This is a genomic window from Streptomyces sp. R44 (genome assembly GCF_041053105.1).
Lineage (GTDB): Bacteria > Actinomycetota > Actinomycetes > Streptomycetales > Streptomycetaceae > Streptomyces.
On record NZ_CP163444.1, the window covers coordinates 8753639 to 8769922 of the forward strand.

At 70.5% G+C, this 16284-nt stretch carries 18 protein-coding genes; 13 read left to right on the plus strand and 5 right to left on the minus strand.

Annotation, left to right across the window (positions count from 1 at the left end):
* The first annotated feature begins 122 nt into the window (after positions 1 to 122).
* Together AB5J54_RS40495 and AB5J54_RS40500 are read left to right on the plus strand one after the other, a co-directional pair.
* Positions 123 to 674, plus strand: a complete 552-nt coding sequence (locus AB5J54_RS40495; RefSeq protein ID WP_369149016.1) for a hypothetical protein — start codon at positions 123 to 125, stop codon at positions 672 to 674.
* A 446-nt stretch (positions 675 to 1120) separates the two neighbouring features.
* The gene (locus tag AB5J54_RS40500; protein WP_369149018.1) at positions 1121 to 1996 is read left to right on the plus strand and encodes a hypothetical protein; all 876 of its coding nucleotides are present in this window, start codon (positions 1121 to 1123) and stop codon (positions 1994 to 1996) included.
* A gap of 56 nt (positions 1997 to 2052) precedes the next feature.
* On the opposite strand, the gene AB5J54_RS40505 is transcribed toward AB5J54_RS40500, so the two are convergent.
* Both AB5J54_RS40505 and AB5J54_RS40510 read right to left on the minus strand, forming a co-directional pair.
* The gene (locus AB5J54_RS40505; RefSeq protein WP_369149020.1) at positions 2053 to 2514 is read right to left on the minus strand and encodes an NUDIX domain-containing protein; all 462 of its coding nucleotides are present in this window, start codon (positions 2512 to 2514) and stop codon (positions 2053 to 2055) included.
* A 192-nt stretch (positions 2515 to 2706) separates the two neighbouring features.
* Complete coding sequence (locus tag AB5J54_RS40510) at positions 2707 to 3753, minus strand: phosphotransferase (protein WP_369149022.1); 1047 nt, start codon at positions 3751 to 3753, stop codon at positions 2707 to 2709.
* A gap of 575 nt (positions 3754 to 4328) precedes the next feature.
* Between AB5J54_RS40510 and AB5J54_RS40515 the strand changes: the two genes are divergently transcribed.
* From AB5J54_RS40515 to AB5J54_RS40540, 6 genes are all read left to right on the plus strand, one after another.
* The gene (locus tag AB5J54_RS40515) at positions 4329 to 4826 is read left to right on the plus strand and encodes an ATP-binding cassette domain-containing protein (protein ID WP_369149024.1); all 498 of its coding nucleotides are present in this window, start codon (positions 4329 to 4331) and stop codon (positions 4824 to 4826) included.
* On the plus strand, positions 4811 to 5044 hold the full coding sequence (locus tag AB5J54_RS40520; RefSeq protein WP_369149026.1) for a hypothetical protein: 234 nt from the start codon (positions 4811 to 4813) through the stop codon (positions 5042 to 5044). The genes AB5J54_RS40515 and AB5J54_RS40520 overlap by 16 nt, the downstream gene beginning before the upstream one ends.
* Positions 5041 to 7302 carry an ABC transporter permease gene (locus AB5J54_RS40525; RefSeq protein ID WP_369149028.1) on the plus strand — a complete coding sequence of 754 codons (2262 nt, stop codon included), beginning with the start codon at positions 5041 to 5043 and terminating at the stop codon, positions 7300 to 7302. The genes AB5J54_RS40520 and AB5J54_RS40525 overlap by 4 nt, the downstream gene beginning before the upstream one ends.
* 185 nt (positions 7303 to 7487) lie before the next feature.
* The gene (locus AB5J54_RS40530) at positions 7488 to 8027 is read left to right on the plus strand and encodes an ArsR/SmtB family transcription factor (protein ID WP_369149030.1); all 540 of its coding nucleotides are present in this window, start codon (positions 7488 to 7490) and stop codon (positions 8025 to 8027) included.
* A gap of 17 nt (positions 8028 to 8044) precedes the next feature.
* Positions 8045 to 9307 (plus strand): MFS transporter, encoded by a 1263-nt coding sequence (locus AB5J54_RS40535; protein ID WP_369149616.1) that lies wholly within the window; start codon positions 8045 to 8047, stop codon positions 9305 to 9307.
* Between the two features lie 235 nt (positions 9308 to 9542).
* Positions 9543 to 10475 carry a MurR/RpiR family transcriptional regulator gene (locus AB5J54_RS40540; RefSeq protein ID WP_369149032.1) on the plus strand — a complete coding sequence of 311 codons (933 nt, stop codon included), beginning with the start codon at positions 9543 to 9545 and terminating at the stop codon, positions 10473 to 10475.
* A 313-nt stretch (positions 10476 to 10788) separates the two neighbouring features.
* On the opposite strand, the gene AB5J54_RS40545 is transcribed toward AB5J54_RS40540, so the two are convergent.
* Together AB5J54_RS40545 and AB5J54_RS40550 are read right to left on the minus strand one after the other, a co-directional pair.
* Positions 10789 to 11160, minus strand: coding sequence for a hypothetical protein (locus AB5J54_RS40545; RefSeq protein WP_369149034.1), 372 nt, complete (start codon positions 11158 to 11160; stop codon positions 10789 to 10791).
* A 62-nt stretch (positions 11161 to 11222) separates the two neighbouring features.
* Entirely contained in the window at positions 11223 to 12071 is an 849-nt protein-coding gene (locus AB5J54_RS40550; protein WP_369149036.1) for an SDR family NAD(P)-dependent oxidoreductase, read from the minus strand.
* Positions 12072 to 12174: 103 nt separating this feature from the next.
* On the opposite strand from AB5J54_RS40550, the gene AB5J54_RS40555 reads away from it, so the two are divergent.
* Positions 12175 to 12786, plus strand: a complete 612-nt coding sequence (locus tag AB5J54_RS40555; RefSeq protein ID WP_369149038.1) for a CGNR zinc finger domain-containing protein — start codon at positions 12175 to 12177, stop codon at positions 12784 to 12786.
* 130 nt (positions 12787 to 12916) lie between these two features.
* On the opposite strand, the gene AB5J54_RS40560 is transcribed toward AB5J54_RS40555, so the two are convergent.
* Entirely contained in the window at positions 12917 to 13456 is a 540-nt protein-coding gene (locus tag AB5J54_RS40560; protein ID WP_369149040.1) for a 2'-5' RNA ligase family protein, read from the minus strand.
* Positions 13457 to 13646: 190 nt separating this feature from the next.
* On the opposite strand from AB5J54_RS40560, the gene AB5J54_RS40565 reads away from it, so the two are divergent.
* The 4 genes from AB5J54_RS40565 (at position 13647) to AB5J54_RS40580 (ending at position 16279) form a co-directional block, all read left to right on the plus strand.
* Positions 13647 to 14282: a hypothetical protein gene (locus tag AB5J54_RS40565; protein WP_369149042.1), complete on the plus strand. Its 636-nt coding sequence runs from the start codon at positions 13647 to 13649 to the stop codon at positions 14280 to 14282.
* Between the two features lie 302 nt (positions 14283 to 14584).
* The gene (locus tag AB5J54_RS40570) at positions 14585 to 15244 is read left to right on the plus strand and encodes a glyoxalase (RefSeq protein ID WP_369149043.1); all 660 of its coding nucleotides are present in this window, start codon (positions 14585 to 14587) and stop codon (positions 15242 to 15244) included.
* Positions 15245 to 15356: 112 nt separating this feature from the next.
* Positions 15357 to 15791 (plus strand): YdeI/OmpD-associated family protein, encoded by a 435-nt coding sequence (locus tag AB5J54_RS40575; RefSeq protein WP_369149044.1) that lies wholly within the window; start codon positions 15357 to 15359, stop codon positions 15789 to 15791.
* Between the two features lie 83 nt (positions 15792 to 15874).
* The gene (locus AB5J54_RS40580) at positions 15875 to 16279 is read left to right on the plus strand and encodes a DoxX family protein (protein WP_369149045.1); all 405 of its coding nucleotides are present in this window, start codon (positions 15875 to 15877) and stop codon (positions 16277 to 16279) included.
* Positions 16280 to 16284 lie beyond the last annotated feature (5 nt).

A 16284-nucleotide genomic window follows, 5' to 3' on the forward strand; every position in this document is an offset into this window, starting at 1 on the left:
CCCCCCCCGATCGGGATCGGGGACGCAGCGCGCCTTCACGCCCGCCGGCCGCCGCCGGGCGGATCGGGTGCTCGTACGGATGCCGCCTTCCCCGGCTTGCTCCTCATGGCCAGACTCGCGGCATGACAAGTACCTGGGTACTGATCGCGACGACAGCGGGGACTGCCCTCACCACCCTGCTCGGCGTTGTCGCCGGAACGATCCTGACCAGCAGAAGCCAGCGCAGTCACTGGGCCCGCGACCGACAGGCGGACGCATGCGCCACGGTCCTGCGCGAGTCCTCTGCTCTCCTGATCGCTCTCTCCGGCTCCACCCACGGCGCGCTGCAGCGGCCACCCGCGCCGGCCGCCGTGGACTGGAAGCCGTGGAACGAGGCGCTCGCCGGCCTCGCCCTGATCGCCGACCGCGAGATCGTCGAAGCCGCCCACGCCATCGACGAGGAGTTCTGGAACAGCCACATCAAACTCCGCCACGGCCTCGCCGCTCCGGAGGAGTGGTTCGCCCTGCGTGACGCGGTCGACCGCCGGCGGCACGCCTTCACCACCGTGGCCCGCCGACGCATCACCCGGTCCCGTGCCGAACTGCAGCGCCTCACCGGGCGCCCCGCTCCCAGCGACCCGATATGGAATGCACCCCCCACGTCGCCGCTGCCTGGACAGCGGAATCGAGAATGACGAGCCCTTCACGATCGACAGAAAGGCGCTCGACGTGAGCGACGATGGCAAACCGGACTTATCGGGCCTGGAGGTCGTCGAAGCGCATGGCGGAGCAGGGCCTGTCCGTTGTGGCGATTCACGGTGACGGTCGCGATCTGAGGGCGCCGCTCGGTTGCCGCGACGGTCTCGGCAAGGCGCGGATTCGTGTGTCGTGGCCGGAGGGCTTGGTGAACCGGCCGGTGTCACCGAGCTGCAGGGCGCCCGGCCGCCCGCGCTCGGGGGCTGCGGGCGGCCGGTCCTTCGGAATCCTGTCGGATGCCGTTCTCCGACCGTACGCCCCGGCGGGCCGGAGAGCCCGCAGAGACGGGCTGTTCGGGCCGGCCGGGTGACCTGGCCCAGGCATCTGGCGGAACCACTGCAGGCGCGGCCGCGTCAGCCCTGCGCGGGCGGCGCACAGTGGGGACGTGGATGTCGAGCAGATCGCCGAGGAGCTGTACGGGCTGAGGCCGGGCGAGTTCACCACGGCGCGGGACGCGTACGTCGCGGAGGCGCGGCGGGCGAAGGACGCGGCGTCGGCCAGGGCGATCGCGGCACTGCGGCGCCCGGCGCTCGCTGCGTGGGCGGCGAACCTGCTCGCCCGCCGGCAGCCGGAAGAGGCGGCGAGGTTCCTGGCGCTGGGCGAGACGCTGCGTGAGGCGCACCGGACACTCGATGGCGAGCAGCTGCGCGTCGCGGGGCGGCGGCAGCACCAGCTTGTCGGCGCGCTCGCCCGGACGGCCGCCGCCTTGGCCCGGGAAGCCGGTCAGCCGGTGAGTGGGACGGTGCTCCACGAGGTCGAGCAGACCCTCCAGGGTGTCCTGGCCCGCGCCGACGTCGCCGAGCAGTGGTTGAAGGGCCGGCTGGTGAAGGTACCCGAGGCCGCGGTCGACTTCGCTGCCGTCGCACCCGATGGGGTGCCCGCCCACCCGGCCCGTGCCGAAGAGGCCGTGCGGACGAAGGAGAGGGAACGCAGAGGAGAGCGTCGGCTGCGTGATCTCGAGCGTGCTCGTGCGGCGGCGAAGGACGCCGAAGCGGTGGTCGGCCGATGCGAGCGGGAACTCGGCGAGGCCCGTGACGCGCGTGAGGCTGCCGCAGCGGAGGTCGAGGCGGCAGCCGGCCGGGTTCGCGGGCTTGAGCGCGAATTGCAGGAGGCCAGGTCGACCAAGTCTGCGGCCGAGGCGATCGCGCAGGAGGCCCGCACGACGACGAAGACGGCGGAGCGTGCCCTGCGGGAGGCACGCAAGGCTGCTGAACAGGCTGTTCACGATGTTCATCGCCTGGAGCAGCAGACTGAACCGTAGACGGACCGGGGAGCGTCAGGAGCGTTCGACCTAAGCCCGACCACAAGCCCTCAGCGTCAACTCCAAGACCACGAGCGTCTCCTTCTTCGGCGCGCCGTATTTCTTGCGCGGCGGTTCTCGGCGAGACGCTCAGCAGATGGCGAGTCGGATCGTCGTCTCGCCGGTCCCGCAGTCGGAGTCCAGGACCCGTACGGCTGCCTGGGGGAGGGCGGGATGCCGGTCTGCTCGGCGAGCTCGCGCAGCGCGGCCGCGAGCAGCGTCTCGTCCCCCGTTTCGACGTGGCCACCCGGACTGAGGAGCAGCCCGGAGGCCTTGTGCTCGATGTGCAGGACGCGTCCGTCGGCGTCGATGACGACGCCGCTGCAGGTGATGTGCCCGGGAAGCGAGGCGCGGCTCGTCGGGTCCTCTTCCCCGGCCAGTGCCGTGAGGAGGCCGGAGAGCGTGTCGCGCTCGCCGGGGTGCCGGGCGAGGTACTCCCCGACGGTGGAGTACAGGTGGTCACGGGACGGGCGGCGCATGTCAGTACCTCGCAGAGGTCGAGATGACCGCCAGAAGCGGGGGAGTGGGGCAGGAAGCGCGGCAGGGCACGTGCACGTAGGAACCTCACAGTGGTGGTCATGGGACGGGGCGACAAGGCCGTCGAGGCATCGGCCGTGCGTCGGCTTCGGCTGTCCTGGAGACTGGCTGGTACGGCCCGGTGGAGACGACGGCTAACGGAGGTGTTCCCTCAGTACCTCCTCCGCCTCGTCAAGCCGTTCACGGAGAACGACCGCGGCCTCCACGCGGTTTCGGGCGTACGACTCCAGCGACTCGGTGACGGGTCCGAGGCCGTCCACGACCGCGTTGAGCGGATAGACGGTGCAGCCCAGGTACGCGACCGTCAGTCGTACCACGCTCACCAACTCCTCCACCGGTACTGTCGGATGGCGTCGGCGGTAGACGGCGGCGAGCCGGCCCAGCCCCTCCGGCCAGTCCGGATGCGCGAGGACGGTACGAGGGTCGAGTGCCAGCCGTCCGAGCTCCCACATGATGCTGCGCCGACCCGGCGCGGCGAAGTCGATGACCGCCGCGACGTCGTCCCCGCGCAGCAGCACGTTCGGGCCCGACAGGTCCCCGTGCACCAGCTGCGAGATCGTCCGCTCCGGAGCACCCTCCAGCAGCCGCTCCACCGTCGGCAGCCCGGCCAGTCGTTCGCGTGCGGTCTCCAGCGCCCACCGCTCGAAGTCCGTACGAGGAGGGTCCGTCTCGTACCGGTGAACGAGCCTTTCGAGCCGGGTCCGGCTGCGTACGGGATCGACCGCCCTGTCGCGTGCATCGAGCCGGGGTGGCCCGAACCGGTGGCGGGCCAGGCCACGGTGCAAGCGGCCGATCGCCTCACCGACGGCCTCCCACCGGGGTCCGTGGAGCCGGCCGTCGGCGGTGACCGTGCCGTGCAGGTATCGGCTGACCGACATGGTCACCGTCCCGACCGAGGCGACCAGTTGCTTCTGGTCGACCGTGTAGCGGGCGCGGGCGACCGGAACACGGCACAGCCGGGCGTACTCGCTCAGCGCGGCGGCACTCTCGGCCGCCGCTCGGCCTGTGCCGGCCGGGTAGGTCTTGACGAACCAGGCGGTGCCGTCCTCCGTGGTGGCCACGTAGTTACGGGTCGCGGTCCCGGACGGCCCGGGAGTCACCGACGCCGGAACGATGCCGAACTCGGAGGCGAGCATCAGCGTCACGAGCGAGATCCGGTCTCGGGGGGTCGCGGTGGTCACGACGGGGCTCCTTCACGTGCGGGTCTCGCGCCGGGACGCGAAGCGGACAGGAATGGGCCGCGGCCATCGGCAGCGGTGAGGGACGGGAGCGCGAGTGCTTCGTGGTTCTGTCCGTACGGAATGGCGGGGCGGAATTGACTCAGCGGTCCCGGGACAGCTCCAGCAGCTCGGCGAAGGTTCCGCCGCCGGCCCTCGGATTTGTCCTGGGGACTGTAGCGGCGTACGGCTGTGCGACCCGTCCGGGTACCCGCCCATCGGCTTGATTTCGCACCGATGGCTGTTTCTGGAGCTCCTGGGAGCGTCGACGGGAGATCTTCTGTCGAACTGCATCAGTTTTGAGTCGATCTCCGGCCGGTGCGGCACTCCGCAGCCCGGTCTGGGGGTTCCAAAAGGGAGAGGCTCCGGACACCCGCCTTCGCACCCTTCGTCTGCCTGAACGTCCGGCTCGACCCGGACCAGCGCGGGGCGGATGGTCGCCCGAACGACGCACGTGAGAACTCACCGCGGTGACGCAGTCCGGACCGCCCCACCGCAGCACGTGATGCCCGAGCAGCCGGCACAGGGAGGACAGCGAAATGGGTGCGGCACACAAGGTGGAGATGGGGCAACCCGTCCTGGAGATCGAGGGGCTGACGCACTCTCTCGGTGCGCGGGCGCTGTTCACCGGCCTTTCCCTGACACTGCGGGCCGGCGAATCGGTCGCGGTGACCGGCCCGAGCGGATCGGGCAAGAGCACCCTGCTGTCGTGCGTCCTGGGCCTGATCAGACCGACGGCGGGGTCGGTGAAGGTGACGGGCACCGACGTCGTCGGGCTGCGACCCAGACGCCTCGCCGCACTGCGCGCCCAAGCAATCGGCATGGTCTTCCAATTCGGCGAACACCTGCCGGAGTTGAGCCCGTTGGACAACACGATGCTCGCGGCCCTCCTGGCCCGAACCAAACATCACGACGCGAGAGAGAGGGCCCAGAAGCTCCTCGACGGCCTCTCGACGGCCTCGGCGTACCGCCGGCGGAGACGAGCGATGAGCTGTCCGGCGGAGAGCGCCAGCGGGCCGCGGTGGCCCGTGCCCTGATCAATGAACCCGCTCTGCTGCTCGCCGACGAACCGACCGGCGCGCTGGACACGGAAACGCGCGATCGAACGGCCCAGCTGCTCTTTGCGCTGCCTCGACGCCACGCGTGCGGGTTGCTCGTGGTCACCCATGATCCGGGCATCGCCGCACGAGCCGACCGCACACTGCGACTCGAGGCAGGCACGCTCAAGACGATCAGCTCCGGTGCGTCCGCGTGACGACCATGCCCCCGAGCGGGGACACCCTGAAGCTCGCGCGTCGGCTCCTCACCGTCGGACGCGTGGCGGGTCGGCGCGCCGAGGCAGGAGGCGTACGCTACGCCGCTCTGCTCCTCGCGACCCTGGTCCTCGCGCTCAGCCTGGGCAGCCTCGTCGCCGTCCATGCCGTGTACGCGGGCAAGGAGGAGCGCCGAACGGCCAGGACTCCCGTGGCTCCCGAGGACGCCCAGGCCCGTGCCACCGACGCGACGACATGGCTCGTGGGATCCGACTCGCTCGACGGCGAACGCCGGTTCAGCGTGGTGTACCTGGCTCCCTACAAGGGGGACGCTCCGCTGCCGCCCGGGCTGGACGACTGGCCGGAGCCAGGCCGGGTCGTCCTGTCGCCGGCGTTGAGGAGGGCGGGCGCCGCCGAGGACATCGATCACCGCTACGGCCGATTGGCCGGCACGATCGGTGAGGAAGGGCTGGACGAGCCGTCCGAATGGCTCGTCTATGTCCGTCCGCGCGACGGCCTGAGTCCTGAGCGGCCCCACGCTGTCATCACCGGATTCGGCCCGACGGCCGGACAGGTGTCTGCTTCTCTGGAGCCGGGCTCGGGCCGGATGGACGAGAAGCCCGAATGGATGTTCCAGGCCGCGGTCATCGGCATGCTCGTCCTGCCGGCCGTCGCGCTGCTGGTCGTGGCGGCGCGTACCGGTGCACACGCCCGAGATCGTAGGACTGCGCTCGTTGCCGCACTCGGCGGACGCCGGCCGGATCGTGCCCTGATCGCCACCGGCGAGGCCGTGTCTCCGGCCGCCCTCGGCGCGGTCGTCGCAGCCGCAGCGGTTGCCACAGCCGTACTGGGCGACATCCGCATCCCGTACACCGATTACCTCCTTTCGTCCTCCCACCTCCGCCCCTACGGCTGGGCTGCCGCACTGGCGCCCCTTGCGGCCTTCCTGATCATCCTGGCGACCGTGGTCCTCATGGACTTCGCGCCCCGCCGGGACGCGTCCGGCACCCGGCCACGCAGCACGTCCCGCAACACCTGGATGTTCCGCCTGGCCGTGCTGTGCCCCGTCGCGATCATCCTGGCGGTGCGCGGTCCCGACCTCTTCGCCGCGGATACCGCCCTGCGCACGCTCACCAGCTGGGCAGGCATCGCCGTCACGATCCTGACCCTTCCGGCGGCCATCGCGACGGTCACCGGCAAGGCCGGAAAGCTGCTCACCCGCCTCGGACGATCGCACGGCCTGCCCGGAACGCTCGTAGCGGGCCGGCGTACGAGCACACATCCCGGCGGAACGGCCCGACTCGTCACCGGTGTCTCGATCGCACTCATCGTGCTCATGCAGGCCATCGCGTGGCAGGGGCTGTTCGGGGCACAGACCGTCGAGGCACGACACACCCTCGACCACATCGGCCGCAGCCTCGTCACCGTGGGCGCACGTGGCGACGTGTCGGCGTCAGCCATGGCCGACTTCCTTGCCGGAGCGCCGGCGACCGAGGCCGTCCTGCTGACCCCTCCGGACGGGAACAAGGAGAAGTCCGGGACTCTGTACGGCAGTTGCGCCGCCTTGACCGCCCTCCATGTGCCCTGCCCCGCAGGGGAGACACGCATCGACAAGTTCCCGGCGGACCCGAGGCTTCGCGAGCTGATCCGCTGGAGCCCCCACAAGGATCCGAAGCTACTGATCCGCCGCACCGATGACCGGACACTGGCGGAACTCGCCGCGCCCACCGGCACGGGCGCGACCCTCGCCGTTCTGCGCCCGGACGGGAAACCGCTGTCCGTGCCCGCACTCAAACGGCTGTCTCACCAGGTGTTCCCGCGCGGCGCAGCCGTCAGGACGCCGGGCGAGAGCGAGCTCACGGCAGGCGTCCCCAACCGTGACCAGGGGCGCTGGAGCGCACTGTTCGGCATGGTCGGCATCGCGGTACTCGCCACGACCGCCGGCCTCGGCGCCATGGCGGAGTTCCTGCGCCAGGGCCGCGCACTCGCACCACTGTCCGCACTCACCGGCCGTCTACGCGTCTTCCGTACCAGCGCGGCGTGGTCGGTTCTCGCCCCGCTGGCGCTCGCCGGAACCGCAGGCACCGCAGTCGCGGCCGCACTGGCAGCGCCGGTGTCCGCCGGCGGTGAGTCCTCCCTCACCGGCGGGCTGCTGGTGTGGACTGCCGGCGTCGTACTCGCAGTCAGCGTGCTCCTGTGGGTCTGGGCGTCCCGCGTCGCCATCCGGCAGGCACAGACCTGGCGGCCCAGCGGAGAGTGACCCCTGCTTCGACGGGGTGGCCGGCAGTGGAGGCACCACAACCGGCACACCCCGCGGCTCCCACCGAACCCACGGACGCGCCCAGTTGAGGAACGGGGCCCCCGCGGGTCCCCGCTGGACTGCCGATTCAGGGCACCGAGCGAAACCCCTTGCCAAATGGTCAAGAAGTGTTGACCATTAGAGCCATGCCTAGCGATGATGTTCCCGAGACGTTCCACGTCACCACTGACGAGCAGTTGCGCGCCGTTTCCAATCTCACGCGCCACCGGATCATGGCCATGCTCCGCTTCGAGCCCGCGACGATCACGCAGATCGCCGAGCGAGTGGGCCTCGCGAAGGGGAGTTCCAGCTACCACGTACGGCTCCTTGAGCGGGCGGGCCTCGTCAAGGTGGTACGAACGCGGAAGGTCCGCGGGGTCACCGAGCGGTACTACGCCATGGCCGCCCGGTCGATCGTCCTGCCGGATCCGGGCGAGGGAGGCCCGGATGTGCTGATGCGGCACGCGGTGGCGGACCTGGAGGCATCGCCGGCGGACGGAGAGCGGCACGTGGGGATGGCGCATCTGCGGCTCACCGACGAGCAGTTCGCGGAGCTGGGGGCGCGGCTGCAGGCATTGGCGCAGGAGTACCGGAAGCTGTCCGATCCGTCGCTGCCGGACGCGTCGTTCGTCTTCGCACTGTTCCATCCGGCACCGCGTCAGCAGGCGGAAGGAGAGGCCAAGTGACCTCCGACATACGGAAGATGCCGAGCGGATTCGGACGGCTGTGGACCGCACAGACGGTGTCCTCGCTCGGCGACGGGGTGACGCACGGCGCGCTGCCGCTGCTCGCCTTGACATTGACGCGGGATCCGATGGCGCTCGCCGTCGTCGCGGCCGCCGGAACGCTGCCGTGGCTCCTCTTCGGCGTGCTCGGCGGTGCGCTGGTGGACCGCTGGGACCGTCGGCGCACGATGTGGGTCGCGGACGCGGCGCGTGCGGTGCTGCTCGCGATACCGGCCGCAGCGGCCGCCCTCGACGCCTTGACCATTCCCCTGCTCGCGGCCGTCGCCTTCTTCCTCGGCCTCGGTGGACTCTTCTTCGACACGGCCGCAACGGCCTATCTGCCGGATCTGCTCGGCCGCGACCCCGCGCTCCTGGAGCGCGCCAACTCCCGCCTGCGCGGCACCCAGACCGCCGCGTCCGGCTTCGCGGGACCCCCCGCGGGCAGTGCCCTGCTCACGCTCGGAAGGGCGGTTCCGCTACTCGCCGACGCGCTGTCGTTCGCGTTCTCCGCGCTGCTCGTACGGTCGCTGCCTGCCGCACCACGGCCCGTACCGCAGGCCCGTGAGTCGCTGCTGCGGCAGGCGCGGGCCGGCGCCTCGTACGTCTTCGGGGATCGACTGTTGCTCGGGCTCGCGCTGCGTCCGGCCGTCGGGAACATCGCCTTCCTCGCCGTGGAGACCGTACTCGCCCTCTTCGCCCACGACCGTCTCGACATCGACACCTTCGGCTTCGGCCTGCTCCTCACGGCAGAGGCCGCCGGCGGTCTGCTCGGCGCGGGCATCGCCTCCTTCCTCGGCCGACGACTCGGCACCGGCACCGCGCTCACCTGCACGGCCGCAGTCGAGGGGCTCGCCATCCTCGGCCTGGCCGCCGCCCCGAACCCGTACGTCGCCGGCCTCGCGCTCGCCGTCTGCGGAGCGGGCATGGGCGCCACGATGGTGATCGCGCCCTCCCTCCGACAGGCGATCGTCCCCTCCCACCTGATGGGCCGGGTCGCCTCCACCTCCCGCATGCTCGCCATGTGCGCAGCCCCCTTCGGCGCCTTCCTCGGCGGCTGGCTGGCCACCACCTACGACGTACGCACCCCGCTCTACACCGCCGCCGGCCTCCTCCTGGCCATGACCGCCGTCACGGCGACCATGACCAGCAACCGCCGGGTCGAGGCGGCGCTGCGTGCCGCCCGGGCCGACGACACGGATCACCCGGAATCCGAGGACCGCGTACCGGAGCGCGCCCGTTAGGGCTTCGCCGGGTCGTCGAGCCAGGGTGAGACCCGACCCGGTCAGCTCGCCGGCCCTCCGAGGACGGCTCTCCCGGTGCCGGGTACGGCCCCTCGCGTTGATGCGCAGTCAGACAGGTCTGCGCCTGCATGGTGGTGTCACGACACGGTGGCGGAAGGCCGGTGCCTCGGGCTCGTGGGAGGTCGGGCGCGGGTGAACTATCTTGGGCGGCAGCGAGACGAGAAGGAGAGATCCCGTGGCATCCGGGCAGCAGGCGCGCGCACAGGCGGCCGCGATCACGCCGGGCAGGCGCTCGTCCGAGGCGGAGGCGGACGCGGCCTCTCCGGCGGAGCGGGTGCGGGCGCTCTTCGGCGGGCACCGGCTGTCTCCCGCGCAGCGGCGTATCGCGCAGTTCCTGACCGATCACCTCACCGAGGCGGCGTTCCTGTCCATCACCGAGCTCGCGGAGCGGGTGGGGGTCAGCCAGCCGTCCGTGACCCGGTTCGCCTCGTCGCTGGGATTCAGCGGCTACCCCGGGCTCCGGGAGGCGCTGCAGCCCATCGCGCTCAGCGCGGTCGCCGGTGCGCCCGGCGAGGGGGAGGAGCGGCACCGCAACGAGCTGCAGTCGGCGATCGACGCCGAGATCGAGAACCTGACGTCCCTGCGGCGCTCCCTGGCCGACCCCGACCGGATCGTCGGCATCGGCCGCGAGCTGGCCCGCTCCGTCCCCCTGACGGTCGTCGGCCTGCGGATCTCGGTCTCCCTCGCCGAGTACTTCGCGTACGCGGCGCGCCGCATCCACCCCGATGTCCGGGTGGTGACGCGGGGTGGCAGCGTCGCGTTCGACGGACTGCTCCAGGCGCGCGAGGCGGGCGGCACGTGGGTGCTGGCCTTCGCGATGCCGCGCCACGCCAAGGAGACCCTCGCCGTCGTCCGTGCCGCCCGCGGGGTCGGACTGCGCGTCGCGCTGATCACGGACCTCGCGCTCGGACCGCTGGCCGACGAGGCTGATGAGGTGTTCAGCGCGGGCACGGGCTCGCGGCTCGTCTTCGACTCGTACGCGGCGCCGGGGGTGCTGTCCGCGGGCATCCTCCAGGCCATGGCGGACGCGGACCCGGAGCGTACGCAGACTCGGCTCGAGAAGTACGAGCACGCGGCGGAGCAGCACGACTTCTTCCTGGACGACTGAGACTCAGACGGGCTGAAACCACCTGAAACCGACCGGGGTGGCTTGGCCGGGTTCAGGTCCGCGCATGATCATTTGGAATGAAAGTTTTCATGCCCTTGCCTACTTGACGGTATATATATTTACTAAAGGGGCCCCCACGGGCCCGAACGGAACATCGAAGGCCGCCCCCTCCTCCTCAGACGGCCCCGATGCTCCGGCGGCCCGCACCGCGTTATCGCGGATGCTCTGTGGCGGCTCCGGTCAACCCCTGGGTCGGAGCCGCCGCACAGAGCCGCACCCGGCCATCCCGTGGTGCCCCAAGGTGGTGCGGCCCTCATCGACCGCCGCTGAGGCTTCCGAAGACACGAGTGACCCACTGATCCATCCGGGTCGCGAAGTCTGACGCCGAGGTGATCCCCGGGGCCGGCAGGCACCCGGCGTCGTCAAGATCGGCGATGAAGTCCACATCGGCCCAGCCGCCACGGAACAGCACAACCGACAGCATGGTCTCCGCCGGACCGGACATGACCACGCCGACCGAGTCCGGATCAAGCACCCGAGCCCTGTCGGTCTCCAGTGGCTGAGGCCAGGGGGCCCTCGCGTCCCTCCATGTCGGCCGGCCCACTTCAAGGCCGGCCGACGTCCAGCCCGTGGTCCGCTCAGCCAGAACCGCAGCCACCTCGTCGAGATCAACAACTCTGTCCACGGGGGGATCATCCCGCAGGGACGATCCCCGGCGGGACCCAGGAACCAGAAGCTCGTGGCTCGCTATCTGTCGACGCCGTTGGTCACATGCTCCCAGTCGTCCAGGTCTGCGATGCGAGCCTCCCACGCGGCGCGCATGCCCGTGGCGCTGGAGGTGCCGAGGGCCAGACGCCGCGGAGGGGTGGGGCTGTCGACCGCGGTCCTGATGCCTGCGGCGATGCGCGCCGCGGCGGAGAATGTGGACGCCGGGAGCTCTGCGATGTCCTTCTGGACCGTTCGTACGCTCTGGTCGTAGTCGGCCAGGCCGGCTGCGACGTCGAGGTTGGCCAGGAAGGGAGTCGCGGTCAGCCCGGGCTCGATGATCGTGACGTTGATGCCGAGCGGTGCGACCTCGGCCGCCAGTGCGTCCGACAGTCCCTCGACGGCGTGCTTGGTGGCCGCCAGCAGGCCCACGCCGGGATGGGCGGACTGCCCGTAGACGGACGAGCCCTGGAGGATGTGCCCGGACCGCTGTGCGCGGAGTGCGGGCAGCGTTGCGCGGAGCACGTTGAGCACTCCGAAGACGTTGGTGTCGAACACGGCGCGGACCTGCGTGTCGGAGGCCTCCTCGACGGCTCCGAAGAGTCCGTATCCCGCGTTGTTGGCCACCACGTCGATGCGGCCGAAGCGTGCGAGAGTGCGCTCCACCGCGTCCCGGACGGCTTGCTCGTCACGTACGTCCGCGCGGACGAGAAGCAGGCGCTCACCGTGCGCTGTGGCCAGTTCATCCAGGGAGGAGGTGTCGCGGGCGAGCGCTGAGACGGCGTCGCCGTTCTCCAGCGCCTGGAGCGTCAGTTCGCGGCCGATGCCGGACGTCGCGCCGGTGATCAGCCAAGTGCGCGGACGGGTCTGCTGGTTGGAAGTTCTCTTCATGTTGTGACCGTAAGCCGTTAGCTCGCAACGCGTCAACTGATCCGGTCGCCATGGTTGCCCTCTAGCTGGAATAGCTCCGTTGATGCAGGTGTAGGGTGGACGCATGAGCAGTGCGACAGCCGGATCTCCCAAACTCAGCCCGGGCACCGTCCCGCCGACGGTGGAGACCGTCCTCGCGTTCGTGAACACACGCGCGGACGGATCGGGGCGCCGGGAGTTGTTCGAAGACGGGGACTCGTTCGCTGCATGGCTGGCGGAGCGCGAGGAGTTCGCCGGCGAAACCGTGGTGACCGACGCTGACGCGGCGGTCGCGCGCGAGCTGCGTGACGCCCTCGTGACCGTGCTGCTCGCGCACTCGGGCGACGAGGAGACTCTGGGTGAGCCGCTGCGGCGTGCCGAACGGCACCTGCGGCGCGTGGGCTCGCTCTACCCGCTGGCGACGGTGGTCACGGCCGACGGGGTCGAGCTGGCGTCACCGCAGGCGGGCGTGCCGCGCGTGTTCGGAACCGTACTGGCCGCGGTGACGACGTTCGCGCAGAGCAGCGACTGGGGGCGCGTCAAGGCGTGCCGCAACCCGCCGTGCCACCTCGGATTCTTCGACCGCACCCGCAATGGGGGAGGGCTGTACTGCAGCACTGGCTGCGGCTCTCAGGTGTCGATGCGCAAACACCGCCAGCGGCAGCGCCAGGGCAGTGGAGCGCCGTCCGAGGGGTGACACGGGCCTTCAACGGAGGCGGGTGACCTGCCGACGCGCCCGGGCTGGGGTGAGGTGAGCCCGGGCGCGTCGCTCACGCATTGCATGGCCACCGCCGGTCGCAAACGTTGCCCTCCCCGATCCGTCTGCGTCATTCACCGAGTGCGAACGACGCCCGTTCCTGCCACTTCGTGCCGTCGTGCACGATGAGTTCAACCGATGCGACGCGACACGTGAACGGGAGCCTGCCGGCGAGGTCGGCCTCGATCTCCTCCAGGACGGCGTCTTCCTGACCTTGGGCGATGGTCAGGTGCGGCACGATCTCGGCGAACCGACCGCCATACGGCGGAGCCTCAGGCCAACGATCAGCGATCGCCTCCGTGAGCTGCCGCAGCCGCGTGTCGGGCTCGGGGGCGAGATACAGCACTGCGGGGAGTCGTCCGCATCTCTCGAACCGCAGGTCGAAGGCCTGATGGCGGCCAAGCAGGTCAGCGAGAGCGGACTCGACGCGCACATCGATCCGGCTCTCGTCGAGGAACGGGAAGAGCACGGTGACATGGGCCGGAACGCCGGCCTCGGCTGAGGGATCGAACCGTTCACGCCACCCACGGACGGACGGCTCAGCCTCTGGGATGCGGACGATGAGCCCCGTCTGGCCCGCCTGAAACGCACTGCTGCTGTCATCTGCCATGACACCGCATGGTGTCACCACTGCCCGGGGCAGCACGTCTCCTTTTCCGCTCAACGATCACGTCGATCTGCTGCGACGCCCGGCATGTGGGCGAGCCCAGGCCAAGCGTTCACCGTGCGGGCGGATGCGTGCGTAGGGCGGGGCTGAAAATGCGATGACCTGCGGTGACGGACCGTGGCACAGTCTCTTCATGTCCAACGACATTGCCTATCCCGTCTTCCGTAGCTCCGACCCCGTACTCGCCCTGAGCAAGGCGCGCCGCCTCGTGGAGTTCGGGCGTTGCGAGGGCGTCGACGTCTCCCTCTACGCAGAGTTCCGCTCGGTCGACGAGGCGCTGCGGGGGGCCAAGGAGCTGCCCGAGGGGTGGTTCCGGGCGCAGGAACACGACGGGGAGTTCGACGACCGGGTGCCGTTCGAGGACCGCCCCGCATGGCTCGTGGGCGTCCGGGGGGAGGGCTTGCCGACCGAACCGATGGTGTACGAAGGGCGGCTACCCGTGGACTACGAGTTGCTCTACCAGGCGGTCGACAGCGTCGAGGGCGACTTCGCTGCCGCGATCGGTTCGAGCGCGGGCGAGATCAACTGGCAGCATCTGTGCTGGCCGGACGCGCCCGAGGTGGGATTCCACGGCGAGTCCAACCATGCAGAGGTGACGCTCCTTCTCAACAGCAGCCACCGGGCGTACGTCGAGCCTGCCGACGACCACACCGTCCTCGTCCACGTGCGCAGCGTCGACGTCGACGGCCGTCAGATGAGGGAGCCGTACGCGCACTGGCTCGCCGGGCAGGTGGGACTCACGGTCATCGGACCGGGACAGCGGTGCTGAAGCCTGGGGGCCGTCACGATCCGTCGCGGGGCAGACGGGTGGCGTAGTTCTGCAGAGGCGTGAAACCGGGGAGTGGCTCGACGGAAGGTGGGTGCTTCACCGAGATGGCCGGAGTGCCGCCCGGGCATTTCGGCGCCAGGCGGTGAACGCGGCGGCCGGCCATGCCGATGCTGCGGGTACGGCCCGCGATGCGGCGTCGGCGGTCACGGTGGAGGGGTGCCGGCATGCGCGGCGAAGGAGGTCTCAGGACCGGTCAGGAATCGAGAAGCCCCGACCGCCGCGCAGCCCCTAGCGTGAGGGTCATGGAAACCACCGCTTCCACCACAGCCCACACGTCCCTCGCGTCCGTCACCCTTGAGGTGGCCGACCTGGAGGCCGCTCGCCGCTTCTACAGCGCCTTCGGCGTGGACACGTACATACACCTGCGGGAGTCCGAGGCGCACTCCAGCGGATTCCGCGGTTTCACCCTTGCGCTCACGGTGTCCGGTCCGGCGACCGTCGACAGCTTCGTCGGCGCTGCCGTTCAGGGCGGCGCCACCGTGCTGAAGCCCGCCGCGAAGTCGCTGTGGGGGTACGGCGGCGTCGTGCAGGCCCCGGACGGGACGATCTGGAAGATCGCGACCTCGGCGAAGAAGGACACCGGGCCCGCCACCCGTGAGATCGACGAGGTCGTCCTGCTGATCGGCGTCGAGGACGTGAAGGCCACCAAGGAGTTCTACGTGGGCCGGGGCCTGACCGTGGCCAAGAGCTTCGGCGGCAAGTACGCCGAGTTCGCTCCCGGTCAGTCCAGCCCCGTCAAGCTCGCGCTGTACAAGCGCCGTGCGCTGGCCAAGGACCTCGGCGTCGGCGCCGACGGCACCGGCTCGCACCGCGTCGTCCTCGGCAGCACCGCCCACGCCTTCACCGACCTGGACGGGTTCGCCTGGGAGGCGGCCGCGCCGCTCGCCCCCACGGCGTCCTGACTCCGGGCCCTGACGCATCGATCGACCGGCGATCACGCGCCGATGCGGCCAGCCGGGCCCCGGCGGACGAGCCGCATCCGCGGTGAGCCGACACAACAAGAAGAGGAAGATCATGAAGTTTTGGTCCCAGGTCGAGCCGCCCGAGCCCATGCGGGGCTTGGAAGTTCCGCCCGAGGTGGTAGCCGCGCTCGGCGGGGGCGCGCGGCCGCCGGTGAAGATCACGGTCAACGGGCATTCCTGGAAGAGCCGGGTCGCCATCCTGCGCGGCCGTCACCTGCTCGGCCTCAGCAACGCCAACCGGCAGGCCGCGGAGGTCGAGATCGGCGAGAAGGTCGAGGTCGAGCTGGAGCTCGACACCGAGCCGCGCGTCGTCGTCGAGCCCCCGGACTTCGCCCGGGCCCTGGACGACGACCCCGTCGCCCGCGCCGCCTACGACAACCTGACGTACAGCCGTAAGCACGAGCACGTGCGCGCCATCGAGAGCGCGAAGAAGCCCGAGACGCGCCGACGGCGCATCGAGAAGGCCATCGCCACCCTGCGGGGCTGAGCCCCGAAAGCCAAAGACTCCGGCGGCACGTCCATCGCCGTGCGGAGGCCTGACCCTGCCCCGATCTTCTGGAGGAGACATGTATGTCGAAGCGGCTGATGACCGGTGTGTACTGGTTCCTGGCCTTCGAGTTCGCACTGGGTGCCGTGACCAAGTACTGGCCGGGCGACACGGTATTCAGCTCGGCGTACTCCGTGAAGTTCGTCGATTGGGGTTACCCGTCCTGGATGCGCTTCGTGGTCGGCGCCCTGGAAGGTGTCGCCGCCGTGCTGCTCGTGCTACCCGACCGGAGAGCACGCTTCCTGGGCGCCACGACGCTGATGTTCGTGCTCACGGGCGCGGCCACCACGCACATCGTCCACCACGATCCGGCGGGTCAGAGCTGGGCCGCGCCGACCCACCTCCTCATCATGGGCATCCTCGCGCTCGCCAATTGGCCTGCCGACTGGCGAGACCTCCTGCGGGCTCCTGCCGCGCCGACAGCCTGAACACC